We start from the raw sequence: 15,246 nt of genomic DNA, 5'->3' as shown, positions 1-15,246 counted from the left end.
TTATTCTAAAAAGAATAGTTGAGGCTCAGCCACCAAGATCTATTTTCTGTACTGGGTGTACCTTCCGCTCCTAATAAATTACCGGTGCCGGTAATCGGATATAGTTTGTCTGAGTCAAATAAGTTTTTAACAGTTAAACGGGTTGTTAAGTTAGGCAATGAATTGAAGTTTAAAGATGCACCCAAGTTAACGAGGTGAGCGCCGTCTACTTTAACTTGAGTAGGAGAGTGGTAATTCCAATACCAGAGATCGTTTAGATTAAATGACCATTCACCTAAACTCGAAGAGGTTGAATACGAAACATGAAGGCGAGTAACATTTTCGGGGTAAGCCGAATGTTTTTTATTGGGTAGCACGTAAACGCCAATGGTTCCTTCATCTGCCGAAGTGACCTTAACGCTGGCATGACTGGCAGCTAGCGTCCAGTTTTCCAGGTGATATTCAATTTCTAGCTCAAGACCAAGCTGTTTTAATTCGCCTTCTTGATTTTGATAATACCAATTGCCATTCCAGGTACCGATATCATCTGTTCCAATCGTGTCACCAAATGCAAGTCCATCATATTGATGTGCTTGTGCAGTAAGAATATCCTCTACTGTATTATGGAACAGTACCGCATTAAATTTATAGTCTGAGGTATTTCGAGAATAGGCGATTTCAACAGAGGAGAGCATTTCTGGTTCAACACTTTTTATCACCCTGGTATCGTTTGTGCCATCTCCATCAAAATCAAAATCGGCTAAAGTATCTGCTATTTCGTTAACGGCATAAAAATTACTTTCTGCGAGTAAGCCATCCTGAACAAATCCTCCACCGTATTGGACGCTAACCGCTCCACGAAAACCAGTTTGGAAAGTGACTCTAAATAACTGATTTTCATCAAGCGCAAATAAAGCGCCGATACGAGGTGTGATTTGTGACCCCCAGTTTGGGTGAGAGTCCCAACGAAATGCTGCAAACCAATCGGTTGATTCATTGAGTGAATAAACATTCTCAAAAAATACACTTTTCATTGAGAACGAATGCGGTTTTGCCCATGCATTATTGTCGTTGACGCTACCTGTTGCTAAAAAGCCACCGGCACCATCGCTGGTAAGTCCGAGGCGCTGTATTTCTTCGTTGATAATGAAGTTATTTCCGCGACTATCTAGTTGGCCTGAATTATAATGATTATATTCAATTCCAAGTGCAGCTTGATTACCTTCAACAAAGAAGTTGTTCCAATTTAATATTGCCTTAAATCCTCTTCTCGTTTCTCGAGTGCCTCCCATCGAAAGCCCTGGTTCTACAGAGCGATCGGCAAGCCCAGGGATTGATTGCGTAATTGATGAAAAGCCACTCTCGAAGGCTTCGTAATTAAATCGAGCATCAGTTTCAATGTTATACCCATGGGAAAATAAGCCGTAGTCGTCGATCAAATGTTTTCCTGAAATTGCCAGGTTCAAATTGTCGGTCAGCTCGGTTTTGTAAGATAGACTGATGCCTCTTAGTCTTTGTTCGACAGACTCGCGATCTCTATAAAAGTTATAAAGATCTCTCTGGTGTTCAAATTGAAATAAATTGATTTCCAGGTCATTTTTTTCTAGATGAGCAAGCACATTGGTGTATTCGGAGCGTTTCAGGTGATGGTTTCTTTCAAAAACGGTAAGTCCTTGTTCTGATCGTACTTGAGCCCATCCCTGGTTCTCCATTGGCGTACCGTCAAATTTTCCAATGCTGGCATAAATGAAAGCCGAAGTGTTTTCGGATTTAAAATGTGTACTCAATGTTTGTTTAGTCAGCCCGTCTGCTCCTGATTCGTATCGAATATTAGCTCTCTCTGTTCCTCCTTTCTTGGTGACAATATTAATAACGCCAAGTAGCGCTCCTTGACCCAGAGTTACAGAGCCTGGCCCTCTTATAACTTCAATTCGTTCGATGAAATTTAAATCCAGCCCATTGAGAATGGCATCAGGAGGCCCCCAAAACCATTCGGTATTAAGGTTGATACCGTTAAGTAGCATAAGAACTTTTGAGTTATTGTCGGGTATTAATCCTCTAAAGCCAGCAATGGTGTCATCTTGGTCTTCAACTAAAAAGTAGCCTGGGACGTAAATTGTAAGAAGCTCATTAAGAGTACGAGCTCCGCTATTTTCGATTTGTTCTTTTGATATAGCGCTGAAGGACACGGGTTGCTTTTGGGCTTCTGTGACAATATTTGAGGCAACAGAGACTTCGATATTGAGAAGTTCCTCCATTGTCATGCTGGTCAGATCAGATCGTTGCTCAGCCATAGCCAATGGTGCTAAGAGCAGTGCGCTTAGCAACAGTGTATTAGAGATATGACTATTTCTCGTTAATCTATGCTTTAAATAAGTTCTCAATTTAATTTCAAAATGAAATGCACCTAAGTCTATGTATAGACCAAAAATTCCTGAGTTGCACCCGTTGAATCTATATCTGGTCTTCGATATGGAGCTTATAAAGGGAGAGTTTTTCGCTTTTGTTAATACTGTAAGTAATTAGGATGAGCTTTATGTAACCAAAATGAGTTATCAAAGCCGCTGTGACACGGCTTTGATGAAATTGCGGTTAGAATCTATGATCCTGATTTTAGGGCATTAATCATGGAACAGGTATACCCATTTTCAGGCGAGCGCATTAGATGCTCTCCTAAATTATTAGACATTACTTGTACTTTTCGATTTAGCTTATCTATTAAACTGCCAGTGCTGTCATCGATAGCTGAAAATTGCTCTGCAATATTAATCCAGTAATCTTGTTCTTCAATTTCACTAGTCTCGACATCGGAATAATAAGTTGACCCATCGTGCTCAACAATTATGTGGTCGCCAATTAAGCCGAAGTCCATTTGACTGCGTAAACGCCCAGTAAGATTTGCAAGGAAGTCAGAAGCAAAGAAGAAAAGCTCTCTAAACTCGTCTAAAGCGAGGCTGCTGACAGGAATGCGAGCAAACAAGTCTTCAGAATTAGTAATTCGATAAACAGCAGATTCAGATAAAGCCTGACTGGCCATCGCAGCCCAGTTTCTGCTTCCTACTTTCGGTGAACCAGTTGCGTAAACTTGTTTAACATTGAAGCCTTCGTTAACCAATCCAGGGGCTGTTAATAATGCCATGGCACCGCCTAAGCTGTGTCCAAAAACTACGACAGGTTGATTATCAGTTGCGCGTGTTCTTACTTCTTCGACAATATCTGACCAAATTGCGCCAAGCATTGTTCCAAAGCCGTGGTGTACTTTTTCACCCATCGTGAAACTGTAATCAAAATTCCACAATCCGTAATCTGCATTTAAGAGCCAGTTAAGGTTTGAGTCTGTATGGCGGAAAGTCACGAAGATTGCGCCATCATAGTCTGCGATCATAGCTCGTACATTCCATCGAGCATTGTCAATCATTCTAACGTTGCTTAATCCCCAATTTTCTTGAGCGTTTTGTAAGTCAGCATCCGCATCATCTTCAGTCGAATTTGGATCGACATCGAGAGTTTGAAGAGCCAGCCATGAGTAGCTGTATGCATTTGCCATTTCAAACTCTTGAGTATTAGTATCAATATAGATTTTCTCAGGTGAACGACCGCATTGTTCAGTGTCGAGTTGATCAATAAATGTTTGTTTTTCCGTAGCACTTACCGTTAAAGCTAATGTTGATAAAACGAAACTGGATATATAAGAAATGAACTTCATGTTGAGTGTCCTTTTTTGCGCTAACAATAAAGTAATAAGTCGAATTCTTTGATGTGGTTCACCAAAGCGGTGCGAATTCTATCACAAAGAAATTTAAGTTCTGTGTGAATATTTAACGGTAAGTGTCAATAATTTTACCAAGTGAATAGTATGAGAATGTTTGTCATAAAGTTTCAATTTTGATTGCTAATTTGCCATGAGTTGGATTAGTTAAATTAATGGATTGGATAAGTATAATTATAATTGTTTTTGCTGGTTTTCAGCGTACACATGTTCTTTGTTTTCTATTGCTAAGAACTGTCGATTAAGAAAAGATTTTGAGTTTAAATCGCTTTCTAAATTTAATTTTTGACTGGGAGCCTAATGTTTGAGTGATAGTGAAATTAAAAGTAAAGTACTGCCGTAAGTTTTGATTTGATGTTTAACCGAATGCATATGATTTTATAAAAAGTATTACAATTTTTTTAATGTAATGAGCTTTTGATTGGGTTAGATTTAAATCAGTTTAAATATTAATTGTTTGGATACACTTAAAAAAGTTAAGTGAAATTGATGTCCTTAGTTAAAAAGGTTGTTTAAGAAGCTCTCCTTTTTTGAGTGACTAACGTGACCGGCTTTTTAAATCGCTTTTACGCATGATTTTAAAACCTACTGGAGCGAATTGTGAGCCTGTCGTTAGCCCAATTATTACCTGTGTCAGATTGCAGATAGACGTTTTGTTCTATTGTTGTTTAAATCATCAGAATTTTTCTGATTTTTTGGCTGAATGTTTTGACGCCAGTCGTTGTTTCTCAATGAATTTATTTTCCTAAAAATATCAATAAGTCAATGAAAGTGACATTAACGTAAAAATGCAATTTACGAATAAGGTTTTTGTCAGACGGAACAGTCACCTTTTTTCTTATTTTAAATCTCATTTTTCTTTTCAAAAAATATCAGCGATATACTAAAGGTCTCAAATTATCTGCTTATGATTTTGATCGGTTGAGCTATAGGAGAAAGTGCGTTGTAATCCTTCACGATAATTTATGTCGGTAGGAAGGTATTAATCACTATAACAATTCATTCATGTAGCTTTGAGATATGTGCTGCTTGAAATAAATGAGGACCTAAAAATGAGAAAGTTCGCAACAAGTATTGCTATTTCGTTGGCGCTATTTACTCAACTTAATGTTGAGTCTCATACGCCAATGGAATCTGTACCTGAATTACGTAGTTTTAAACAAGAGATTCAGGATTGGGAAGATCATCGGAGCTTTTATGCCGATGAAACCATCGACATTGTTGACATGCATTTACATCCAGGCAGTTTTGATAAACTCGGGCCTAAAGGTCGAGAGTTTGTTCTGAATGCCTTTCCTTTAGATTTACCTGACTTTCTAAAAATTCCACTATTGCGTGTTTTGTCATCGTTTCAATTAAATCCTTACGGCGCATTTATTGGTATTAAAAACGAATGTCGTAAGGCTTCTGCAAATAATTGTATTTTGTTTGCGACATACGCACCTGAAACTTGGGGAATTGAGCCAAATGAAGACTTATTAGGTTATCTTGATGATAATCGTAATAGCTTTGACGGAAACACTTTCTTTTATGGTCTAGCGAGTATTAGCGTTGCTAACTGGGATGAAAATAAAGCAGAGAGTCTTGCGAATTTAGAGACAGCGTTAATGCATCCTAAAGTTGTTGGAATTAAATTAGCATTTGCGCACACTTTGACACCATTCAATGACCCAAAGTACTTCGAAATTTATGAAGTTGCAAAAGAGCATGATAAGCCTATTTATCATCACGTAGGAACAAGCCCGTTACGAAAAGTATCTGACTTTGAAGAAGATCAACGGGAAGATTTGTATAAAACGTTTGACCCAATGTACTTAGAAGATGCAATTCGGTCGTTCCCTGAAGTGAAGTTTATTATGGGACATGCTGGTAACGATGCGAATCGTGAAGGCTACAGTAAAGTTGACGAGGTGTTTTATCTGGCTGAAAACTACTCAAATGTATATATCGAAATATCGGCACTGGGTAATGAGCGTAGCGATCCAACGGGTGAGTTAATGGACAGCATTTTGATGCGAGCGAAAGAAAAAGGATTAGTTAACCGACTTATTTATGGTTCGGATGGCCCTGGTAGTCCAGGAAACACGCAAACTTACAAAGATCGTGTTTTAGAAAGTTTGGAGCGCGTTGCTTATTCTTATGAAGAAGCGCAACAAGTCATGGCGGGTAACGCTCGTAAAATATTTAAAATGGAACGTTAGTTGTTGTCAGTTTTATAAAAGAATTGATGTAATGCCAGTGGCAGTGCAGTACTAGTCCAGGGATGGACTTTTTTATCTCTCACTAGAGATTTGGACTGGAATAGCGCTCATCAAACTTCTCTAATATTGTTCTGTATTTTTGTGCTAACTCTGTTTTTCCCCATATTTGAGCCCACTCCATATCATCTTCGAGCATTCGATGAAGCAGTAAGATACCGCCTTCTTGCTTAAGAAGATGTTGAGTTATTTCAATGGCCACAATTTCATTAACGTGCTCATGTTCTGCGATCGCTTTAACGGTTTCTTCTTCCAAGTCACAAAAGCCGTAACAATCTTCTAAAGTAATCATGGTTTGTCCAATAAATGTCGAGTTAACCTACTTACAATATAGCTTAATCAAACTAAATGTGATGAGATGTTTTAATAAAATTTTATTTTAAAGAAATAGGCCGCTAGTTAAATTGTTTCTAGGCGGCCAGATAAGACCTAAGTGATTATTTTTTGATAGTTTTCTAAACGTTGTTTTTCGATTTTTCCATCGATAACGGCTTGGTGTAAAGCGCAGCCTTTTTCTTGAATGTGTTGACAGTTTCTGAATTTGCAGTGCCCGACAAATTGCTTAAGATCAACAAACCCATTGATGATGGATTCAGTATCAATGTGCGAGAGTCCAAACTCTCTTACTCCTGGAGAATCGATAATAAATCCGTCATTTGCCAGAAAGAATAGTCGAGATGCGGTTGTTGTATGAGTTCCTAACTTAGAGTTTTCTGATACTTCCCCCGTTTCAACTTCAGCCTGCGGCATGAGCGCTTTGATGAGCGACGACTTTCCAACGCCTGATTGACCAACGAAGATGCTTTCTTTTTCTTTAAGCATCGACTGTAGTTCATCGATACATTTGTTAGTTTTGCAGCTTACTTCGAGAACCTTATAGCCAATCTTGTTATAAATTGTTTTTTGTTGATTAAAGTACTCCTCTTCAGACTCTTTGATGAGATCGTGTTTATTAAAAATGATACTCGTTGGGATTTGAGCTAATTCGCAGGCCACGAGATATCGGTCGAGTATCACAGAAGAATAAGCGGGAAATGGAGCGACGACCACAAATATCTGATCGACATTCGCGACAATCGTTTTGACGCCAGCGTAAGGAGTTGGGCGGTTTAATTCGGAACGTCTGGGTTCAATGGCTTCGATAACGCCATGGTTTTGTTCGTCTAACCGAAAGATAACTCGGTCACCGCTCACGCAGCTTCCCAAATTTTGTCGCAGATAAACGCGGTACACCGTTTGTGTTTGGTCTGCAACATCCGCTTGTTCTCCAAATCGGCTGATCACAACACCAGACAGGGCAGGACCCAGTTGTTCTTGCAGGACAACTGAATCCTCTGTTTTTTGTTTTAGCTTGTTGCCTTTGCTCTTAGCAACTCTTCTTTTTTGTTGAAGCGATAGCTTTTGCCGTTTAGCCACTGAATTTTATGACTCATCAGACTGTAGTTTGGGACCAAAATTTCCGACAGAAAGTAAACCATCAACTTTAGCTGCGCATATTAAGTCGTTGATGGTGAGTCGGTTACCAGAGTCGTGAGTGGTAAAACAAACCAGGCATCGACCATAGTTAACTTCCATATCGGGATGGTGAGCTTCTTTATTAGCGATCCAAGCGATGGCGTTGACGAAGTTCATGGTGTGATAGTAGTTCTTAAATAGAAACTCACGTTCGATTTTGGTGCCATCGTCGCTAATTTGCCAGTCCGTTACTTGAGATGATAAGTCGTTGATTTGATCCATCGTTAATGGGGTTTTGCCTTCATCGTCGTATTTGCACTGCATTTCAGCGAGTTTGGTCATTGTTTTCCTGCCTTTTTAAGTTATGCTTTTAATTGATTTGTGGATAAAAAGAGTAAAATTTTCATTCAATCGTGGTATTTTGAGCGATCATAGCGGAACAATTCAAGAAACTACAATGGAGTTCTTATGGCAAATGCCGAAAATCTAATCTGGATTGACTTAGAAATGACTGGATTAGACCCAGATTCAGACCGAATTATCGAAATTGCGACTATCGTTACTGATAAAGAGCTGAATATTTTGGCAGAAGGCCCCGTTCTAGCTATTCATCAACCGGATGAAATTCTTAATGGCATGGATGACTGGAATACCGAACATCATGGTAAATCAGGTTTAACCGATCGAGTTAAGCAAAGTTCGATCTCTGAAGAGCAAGCTGAACAACTAACCATCGACTTTTTGCAACAATGGGTACCAGAACGACGGTCACCTATGTGTGGAAATACTATCTGTCAGGACCGCCGGTTTTTGGTTCGGCATATGGACAAGTTAGAGGCTTACTTTCATTATCGGCATATTGATGTCAGTACGATTAAAGAGCTGGCTCGACGATGGCAACCTGATGTGTTGAATGGATTCAATAAAAAAGGCGCTCATTTAGCTCTGGATGATATTCGCGAGTCGATTGAAGAATTAAAGTACTATCGTGACAAGGTATTTAAAATCTGAAGATTCTCCATTCCAGAACATAAATTTAACACTTTAAGAATAACTCGAACTATTTAGGTTAATTTATGGCGGACAGAAAAGGTCTTTATACGGCCGATCAAATCAAGCAGCTCGAGCAACTTTACGCTCGATTTCACGACGGTTCTACTTATCCGCTGATGGAAAGGGCCGGAGGTGCCGTTTATAACGAACTTCGAGAACGTTGGCCTGATCTTCGTCGGATTTTAGTTGTCTGCGGTAAAGGTAATAATGGTGGCGATGGTTTCGTCGTAGCTCGTCTCGCTGCAATGGCCGGTTTACCGGTTACGGTTGCACTAATGCCTGGTGCAGAATCGCCGCAAGGAGATGCCGAGCGAGCGTTCGCAAGGCTTAAGCCCACTTCTGCAAACGTTGAACCTTGGCATTCTCAGCTTCTTGATGATCACGATGTCATTGTTGATGCAATTCTTGGCACTGGGATAAAAGGTAAAGTCAAAGATCCTTTCGCGACCATCATTAACGAAATTGTTCGTTCAAATAAACCCGTTATTTCGGTCGATATTCCCAGCGGACTCGTGGCCGATACCGGTGCTGTGCTGGGAAGTGCGATTAAAGCTGATGTTACCGTTTCGTTTATCGGAATAAAACGTGGCATGGTTACCAGCATGGCGGCTGACTATTGCGGTGAACTGGAAGTTAATGATTTAAGTTGTGGCCAAGGTATTTTTGCATTGGTTCGTCCTAAAGCCTTTTTATATCGATACCGCGAAAGCATTCATTTTCTCGAGCCACGCCGCAGAACCGCGCATAAAGGATTCTTTGGTCATGTGCTCGTTATTGGCGGTGCGCCTGGCTTTGCTGGAGCAATTCGAATGGCGGCAGAAGCTGCTGCCAGAACGGGGGCCGGTCTTGTTTCCGTTTTAACTCACAGTCAGCACTCCGATGTTTTATGTTTAAATCGGCCTGAAATAATGTGCCACTCAGCGACTGATTCGGCCAGCAAGGAAGGTTTACGTTCTTTATTAGAGGCTGCAACCGTAATTGCTATTGGCCCTGGTCTAGGCCAGCAAAAGTGGGGACGAAACTTAATCACCATGCTTCGCGACTATTTAAAGACAGAGGCTGGCCAAAAAAAGAAAACGGTGTGGGATGCCGATGCTCTTAACCTCTTGAGCGATCAACCCCATAAAATAGATAATCGAGTTTTAACACCACATCCCGGCGAAGCCGCTCGACTATTAAATTCACGAGTAGAGCAAGTGCAGCTGGATCGTTTTACGGCAACTTCAGACATCGTCGAGCGATTTGGTGGTGTTTGCTTACTGAAAGGTGCTGGCACGGTAATCGCCGACGACCATAAAATGAATGTCGTTACTGCTGGTAATCCTGGAATGGCGAGTGGCGGCATGGGCGACGTGCTGACGGGTATCATTGCTGGATTAATGGCTCAAGGAATTCCGCCCTTTGATGCTGCAAGAATTGGTGCTGCAATCCATGGCGAAGCAGCTGAATTGGCGGTGACCGAAAGCGGTCAACGACAAGAGAGGGGGTTGCTTGCAACCGACTTGTTCCTTTATATTCGCCGCCTGGTAAATCCGGAGAGTAAAAATTAGTGTATTCAGCGAGTCGAAAACTACTGGGGAGCGAACAGACTGAAGCCTTAGGTGCAGAGTTGGGGCGTGCTCTAAATGGTAAAGGATTGGTTTTTCTTAAAGGCGATTTAGGGGCCGGTAAAACGACATTGGCACGTGGTTTACTGCGCGGACTGGGGTTTGGAGGCAGCATAAAAAGTCCTACCTATACCCTGGTTGAGCCTTATGAGTTTGGTGAGTACCGCGTTTATCATTTCGATCTCTATCGGTTAGCCGATCCCGAAGAGTTAGAATTTATCGGAGTTGATGAATATTTTTCTGATTCAGGTGCTTTGTTGCTCGTAGAATGGCCAGAAAAAGGCACTGGTTGGTTACCTGAGCCACACATTACACTCGAATTGCGATATGATAACTCACACAGAGTCGCAGAAATGTTTAGTTCTCAGCAGTCTTTGATTCAAACAATGCAAGTTGATTGATATTTATACTAGCGATGTGATTTTATATTAATTGTTGGGAATTGTTCGAGTGAATGTGGGTCGAACTTGAGAACATCTCTTATTTTTATTAAAACTATTATTAATCATTTAAAAAAGCTGTCGTTCATGGGAAAGTTTTCTATAAAAGTTGCGTTGGTATGTTCCGTCATATTGATGTCTTTCGGTCATGCCGCAAAAATCAAAGGAATGCGTTTTTGGCAGTCTCCCGATTCTACGCGGGTTGTGCTTGATTTATCCGATCCTGCAGAGCACACGATTTTTACATTAAGTAATCCTGAGCGACTCGTTATTGATGTCGCTAAATCAGAACTTAATTTTGATCCCGCCGAGCTAAATATAACATCGAACTTAGTACAGCATGTCAGGGCCAGTGAAAGTGATGATTCTGTTCGAGTGGTTCTCGATTTAAAAAAATCATCACAGTTTAAATATTTCACACTTAATCCATTTCAAAATTATGGTCACCGTTTAGTGGTTGATTTGATCGACGAGTCGCAACGTGATGAGCCAGTAAAACCAAAAGTTAAAACGGTAACAGGTAAGCGCGATATTGTCGTTGCCATTGATGCCGGGCACGGTGGCGAAGATCCCGGTGCTGTAGGTCCAAAAGGAACACTCGAAAAAGATATTGCTCTGAAAGTGGCTAAACAATTGGCCGATATGGTTGATAAAGAGCCTGGTATGAAAGCATTGTTAGTGAGAAAAGGTGACTACTTCGTCAGTTTGCGAAAACGTACTCAGATTGCACGACAACATCAGGCTGATATTTTTATTTCCATTCATGCGGATGGATTTCACGATAAGCGAGCTAAAGGCGCATCGGTTTGGGTGGTTTCTCCTAAAGGCGCACAATCAGAAATGGGGCGCTGGTTAGAGCAGCGTGAGAATGAGTCAGATCTTCTTGGCGGCGTTGAAAGTTTGAGTAATAAAGATCCTTTGTTGGCACAAGTTTTGTTGGATTTATCGACAACCTATTCCGTTGGTGCGAGTATTGATGCGGCTGCCGAAGTTCACAATCATTTGGCGCTTAGTGTGCCCAAAATGCATAAAAAGCGTGTTGAACGAGCGGGCTTTGTTGTTTTAAAAATGCCCGACATTCCGGCAATGCTGGTTGAAATGGCATTTATTTCCAACCCATCGGAAGAAAAACTGCTTAATAAATACAACCATCGAAAAAAATTAGCTTCTTCGGTATTTAAAGGATTGAAAAGTTACTTCAGAAAAAATCCACCGGACGGAACTTTGTTCGCGAGTACCAAGCAAAGTCACTACACCATAAAAAGTGGTGATACCTTATCGGAAATTGCGGCGAGATTTAATGTTCCTTTGCCGCTGTTACGCGAAACTAATCGAATTAAGGGCGATCAAATTCGAGTCGGCCAAAGACTGACTATTCCTCGCTAACGGTTATGAATCGAATTCAACAGCTGGATAATCAACTGGCAAATCAAATCGCTGCTGGTGAAGTTGTCGAGCGGCCAGCTTCGGTTGTAAAAGAACTCATTGAAAACAGTGTTGATGCTGGAGCCTCGCGAATTGATATTGATATCGAGCGAGGTGGCGCTCGTTTGATTCGCATTGTTGATGATGGTTTTGGAATTCATCAGCAAGATTTAGCACTGGCATTGAGTCGACATGCGACCAGTAAAATACGAAGCTTTAGTGACCTTTGTGCGGTTGAAAGCATGGGATTTCGTGGCGAAGCACTAGCCAGTATTGCTTCTGTTTCCCGTTTATTGCTTCGCAGTCGACAAGCCGAATCTGAACAAGGTTGGCAAGCGGAAGCTGAAGGGAGAGACATGAAAGTGAATGTTTCTCCTGCTGCCGCAATGACAGGAACTTGCGTTGAGGTCAGAGATTTATTTTTTAATACTCCGGCTCGCAGAAAGTTTTTACGCACCGAAAAAACAGAGTTTACTCACGTTGAAGATACGGTTAAACGTGAAGCGTTAGCTCATCCTGCCATAGCGTTTGCTTTAAAACACAATGGGCGTGTCGTTAAACGCTATCCTGCCGTGAATTCAGAAAAATTAATGCAGGAAAAATTAAAAGCGGCATGCGGAATTAGCTTTGTAAAAAATGCATTACATTTTAACAGTGCATTAGAGCATTTATCGATCTCTGGCTGGCTTGCGTCGCCGAGCTATCACCGAAGTGAATCGGACACCCAATTTATTTTTATTAATGGGAGACCTGTTAAAGATCGTTTGCTGAGTCATGCGATTCGCCAGAGTTACAGTGGACTGATTCCACAAGGAAGGTTTGCTTCTTACGTTATTTATATTCAGTGTCCGCCAGAAGAAGTTGATGTTAATGTGCACCCGACGAAACATGAAGTTCGATTTCGTCAACCAAGACAAGTTCATGATTTTCTGGTTAAGTTGCTTCACCAATGTTTAAGTGAAAGCGATGTTTTTGAATCGACGGTAGAATTTGCTGAAGCTCGATCATCTGAAGAATTAACATGTTCTAATGAAACGGCATTGTCTGAAGCTGTTTTATCGGAAATCGCTGCTGGTGATTCATTTTCATCACGTCCTCAAAGTCATCACTTTGCGCCTCAAACATCAGCTCGCACACCAGTTGCTTATTCTCGGGTGAAACCTTCTTCATCACAAGTTGCTGAGCATCTTGCTTTATATGAAAACTTTTCCAGCGGAGCCGACGAAAAAATTTCGCCAGATCATTCTAGTATTAATCCAGTTAGCTCATCAGAAGCGAAAAGTTTTAACCATCATTTAATTAACGATCGATACTTTTTATTGACTAAAGAGTCTTCTATCTGGCTTGTCGATGCTCTCAAATGGTTTTCGAGTGAAATGTTATCCATTTGGGAAGTCGATACGCATCAGAGTAAACCGCTGCTAGTACCAAAAATGGTTGCAGCTGAAGATAATGATGTTTTAGAAAGCCCTGAGTTCTTTGATAATCTCGCGCAATTAGGAATTGAACTGACTCCCGTAGGTGAAAAGCAAGTGATGCTGCGACGCCTGCCTGTTTTGTCAGTTCCGATTGCCCAGGAGTTTTGGGAGAAGGCGTTAACGTCGTACTTCTCAAAAAAGCAGACGAACATTTCAACTGAATCTTTAAAACAAGATCTGGTTCGCACTATGAGTACATTAAATTGTTCGTCAGACAAACTGGATTGGTTGTACCATTGGTGCCAGTCCACAATAAAAGACTCTGATCAATGGCAGCGTTTTGCGCTAGGCTTAAGTCACGAGGGTGTCGAAAAGCGGCTTGGCCAAATAATATGATTGTGGTTGCAATATGATTATTTCAGAAGGCTCGAAGCGATTACAAAAACAAAAACCTGTTATTTGCTTAATGGGACCGACTGCATCGGGCAAAACGAGTCTAGCGATTGAATTATGCCAAATGTTAGGTGGTGAAATAATTAGTGTTGATTCGGCATTAATCTATCGTGATATGGATATTGGAACAGCTAAGCCTTCAGATGAAGAGCGGAGTGCGGCAGTTCATCACTTAATTGATATTCGGGACCCAAGCGAGAATTATTCGGTTGCTGAGTTTCGTGACGATGCGTACGAGTTACTGGAAGATATTTATCAGCGTGGTAAATGGCCAATTTTGGCCGGCGGCACAATGCTGTACTTTAAAGCGTTGCTGCAAGGCATCGCCGATCTTCCAGCGACAGACGATACGATTCGCGCGCAAGTGAACGCTAAATTAAAAGAGGAAGGGGCTCCTGCGCTGCACGAGTGGTTAAAAGAAATCGACCCAAAAAGCGCAGAACGATTGCACCCAAATGATCCGCAACGTATTTCTCGGGCCATTGAAGTGTATTTAATGAGTGGGAAATCGTTAACGCAATGGCATCAGGAACAAGCATTGCAAAAATTTCCTTACGATTGTTTGCAGGTGGCGCTCGCGCCGCAAGAGCGCAGTATATTGCATCATCGTATTGAGCAGCGGTTTGATACCATGCTTCAGTCAGGTTTTTTAGAAGAGGTGGAAAAACTAATGGCGAGAGGTGACTTAAGCCTTGAATTACCTTCGATGCGCAGCGTTGGTTACCGCCAAGTGTGGCTTTATTTACAAGGAGAGTATGACCTGGAACAAGCCAGATATCGATCGATTGTTGCAACTCGCCAACTGGCGAAACGTCAGCTAACCTGGTTAAGAAGTTGGGAAGAGGTTAACTGGATTGACTCTCTTTCAAAAAATAACTGCGCTATAATATTGAAAAGTTTAAGTAATATCTCCATATAGCAGATTCAGCGGAGCATGCTACACTATATTTTATTGGGATGTGTCGCTTGGCGAGCTGCTAATAGAGACACTGAGTTTCCAAGATATTGCCAAACGTTTTGGGCCAACATTAGTCTGCAAGAACCCGGTGCTAGAAAGTCGGGAAATGAATAAATAATAACATTATAAGGAGAAACACCATGCCAAAAGGGCAGTCTCTACAAGACCCTTTCTTAAATGCTTTACGACGAGAGCGCATTCCAGTCGCGATTTACTTAGTCAATGGCATCAAATTGCAGGGGCAGGTCGAGTCGTTTGATCAGTTCGTTGTTCTGTTAAAGAATACTGTCAGTCAAATGGTTTACAAGCATGCTATCTCAACCATTGTTCCGACACGCAATGTCAAGCTGCCTCATGGTGGTGAAAATGGTGGCTCCGGCGAAGAAGACTTCGGAAATAACGGATAGATCTTTATCGTTCTTGGTCTGCAT

The 15,246-nt window shown here is 41.2% G+C and carries 14 protein-coding genes; 9 read left to right on the top strand and 5 right to left on the bottom strand.

Going from position 1 to position 15,246, the window contains the following annotated elements:
* Positions 1-5 precede the first annotated feature (5 nt).
* Together FAX86_RS13450 and FAX86_RS13445 are read right to left on the bottom strand one after the other, a co-directional pair.
* Positions 6-2,273, bottom strand: a complete 2,268-nt coding sequence (locus FAX86_RS13450) for a TonB-dependent receptor plug domain-containing protein (RefSeq protein ID WP_144393927.1) — start codon at positions 2,271-2,273, stop codon at positions 6-8.
* Between the two features lie 305 nt (positions 2,274-2,578).
* Positions 2,579-3,685 (bottom strand): lipase family protein, encoded by a 1,107-nt coding sequence (locus FAX86_RS13445; RefSeq protein ID WP_144393926.1) that lies wholly within the window; start codon positions 3,683-3,685, stop codon positions 2,579-2,581.
* Between the two features lie 1,115 nt (positions 3,686-4,800).
* On the opposite strand from FAX86_RS13445, the gene FAX86_RS13440 reads away from it, so the two are divergent.
* Positions 4,801-5,949, top strand: coding sequence for an amidohydrolase family protein (locus FAX86_RS13440; protein WP_144393925.1), 1,149 nt, complete (start codon positions 4,801-4,803; stop codon positions 5,947-5,949).
* Positions 5,950-6,031: 82 nt separating this feature from the next.
* Here the strand turns inward: FAX86_RS13440 and FAX86_RS13435 are convergent, their stop codons facing one another.
* The 3 genes from FAX86_RS13435 to FAX86_RS13425 form a co-directional block, all read right to left on the bottom strand.
* On the bottom strand, positions 6,032-6,298 hold the full coding sequence (locus FAX86_RS13435) for a hypothetical protein (protein WP_144393924.1): 267 nt from the start codon (positions 6,296-6,298) through the stop codon (positions 6,032-6,034).
* Positions 6,299-6,435: 137 nt separating this feature from the next.
* Positions 6,436-7,422, bottom strand: a complete 987-nt coding sequence (rsgA, locus tag FAX86_RS13430; protein WP_144393923.1) for a small ribosomal subunit biogenesis GTPase RsgA — start codon at positions 7,420-7,422, stop codon at positions 6,436-6,438.
* 6 nt (positions 7,423-7,428) lie between these two features.
* Entirely contained in the window at positions 7,429-7,803 is a 375-nt protein-coding gene (locus FAX86_RS13425; protein WP_144393922.1) for a 4a-hydroxytetrahydrobiopterin dehydratase, read from the bottom strand.
* Between the two features lie 126 nt (positions 7,804-7,929).
* Between FAX86_RS13425 and orn the strand changes: the two genes are divergently transcribed.
* The 8 genes from orn (at position 7,930) to hfq (ending at position 15,222) form a co-directional block, all read left to right on the top strand.
* Positions 7,930-8,472, top strand: coding sequence for an oligoribonuclease (gene orn, locus FAX86_RS13420; protein ID WP_144393921.1), 543 nt, complete (start codon positions 7,930-7,932; stop codon positions 8,470-8,472).
* A 65-nt stretch (positions 8,473-8,537) separates the two neighbouring features.
* Complete coding sequence (locus FAX86_RS13415; RefSeq protein WP_144393920.1) at positions 8,538-10,064, top strand: NAD(P)H-hydrate dehydratase; 1,527 nt, start codon at positions 8,538-8,540, stop codon at positions 10,062-10,064.
* Positions 10,064-10,522 carry a tRNA (adenosine(37)-N6)-threonylcarbamoyltransferase complex ATPase subunit type 1 TsaE gene (gene tsaE / locus FAX86_RS13410; protein WP_144393919.1) on the top strand — a complete coding sequence of 153 codons (459 nt, stop codon included), beginning with the start codon at positions 10,064-10,066 and terminating at the stop codon, positions 10,520-10,522. Before FAX86_RS13415 ends, tsaE begins: the two co-directional genes overlap by 1 nt.
* A 126-nt stretch (positions 10,523-10,648) precedes the next feature.
* A complete protein-coding gene (locus tag FAX86_RS13405) occupies positions 10,649-11,947 on the top strand; it encodes an N-acetylmuramoyl-L-alanine amidase (RefSeq protein WP_144393918.1) in 1,299 nt (432 codons plus the stop codon).
* A 5-nt stretch (positions 11,948-11,952) separates the two neighbouring features.
* Positions 11,953-13,800, top strand: a complete 1,848-nt coding sequence (mutL, locus tag FAX86_RS13400) for a DNA mismatch repair endonuclease MutL (RefSeq protein WP_144393917.1) — start codon at positions 11,953-11,955, stop codon at positions 13,798-13,800.
* Between the two features lie 13 nt (positions 13,801-13,813).
* Positions 13,814-14,776, top strand: coding sequence for a tRNA (adenosine(37)-N6)-dimethylallyltransferase MiaA (gene miaA, locus FAX86_RS13395; protein ID WP_144393916.1), 963 nt, complete (start codon positions 13,814-13,816; stop codon positions 14,774-14,776).
* Positions 14,777-14,791: 15 nt separating this feature from the next.
* Entirely contained in the window at positions 14,792-14,929 is a 138-nt protein-coding gene (locus FAX86_RS22515) for a hypothetical protein (protein ID WP_205859196.1), read from the top strand.
* 26 nt (positions 14,930-14,955) lie between these two features.
* Positions 14,956-15,222 carry an RNA chaperone Hfq gene (gene hfq / locus FAX86_RS13390; protein WP_144393915.1) on the top strand — a complete coding sequence of 89 codons (267 nt, stop codon included), beginning with the start codon at positions 14,956-14,958 and terminating at the stop codon, positions 15,220-15,222.
* The last annotated feature ends 24 nt before the right edge of the window (positions 15,223-15,246 follow it).

Source organism: Pleionea sediminis, from assembly GCF_007570825.1.
Lineage (GTDB): Bacteria > Pseudomonadota > Gammaproteobacteria > Enterobacterales > Kangiellaceae > Pleionea > Pleionea sediminis.
This window is presented reverse-complemented; position numbering and strand designations above follow the sequence as displayed.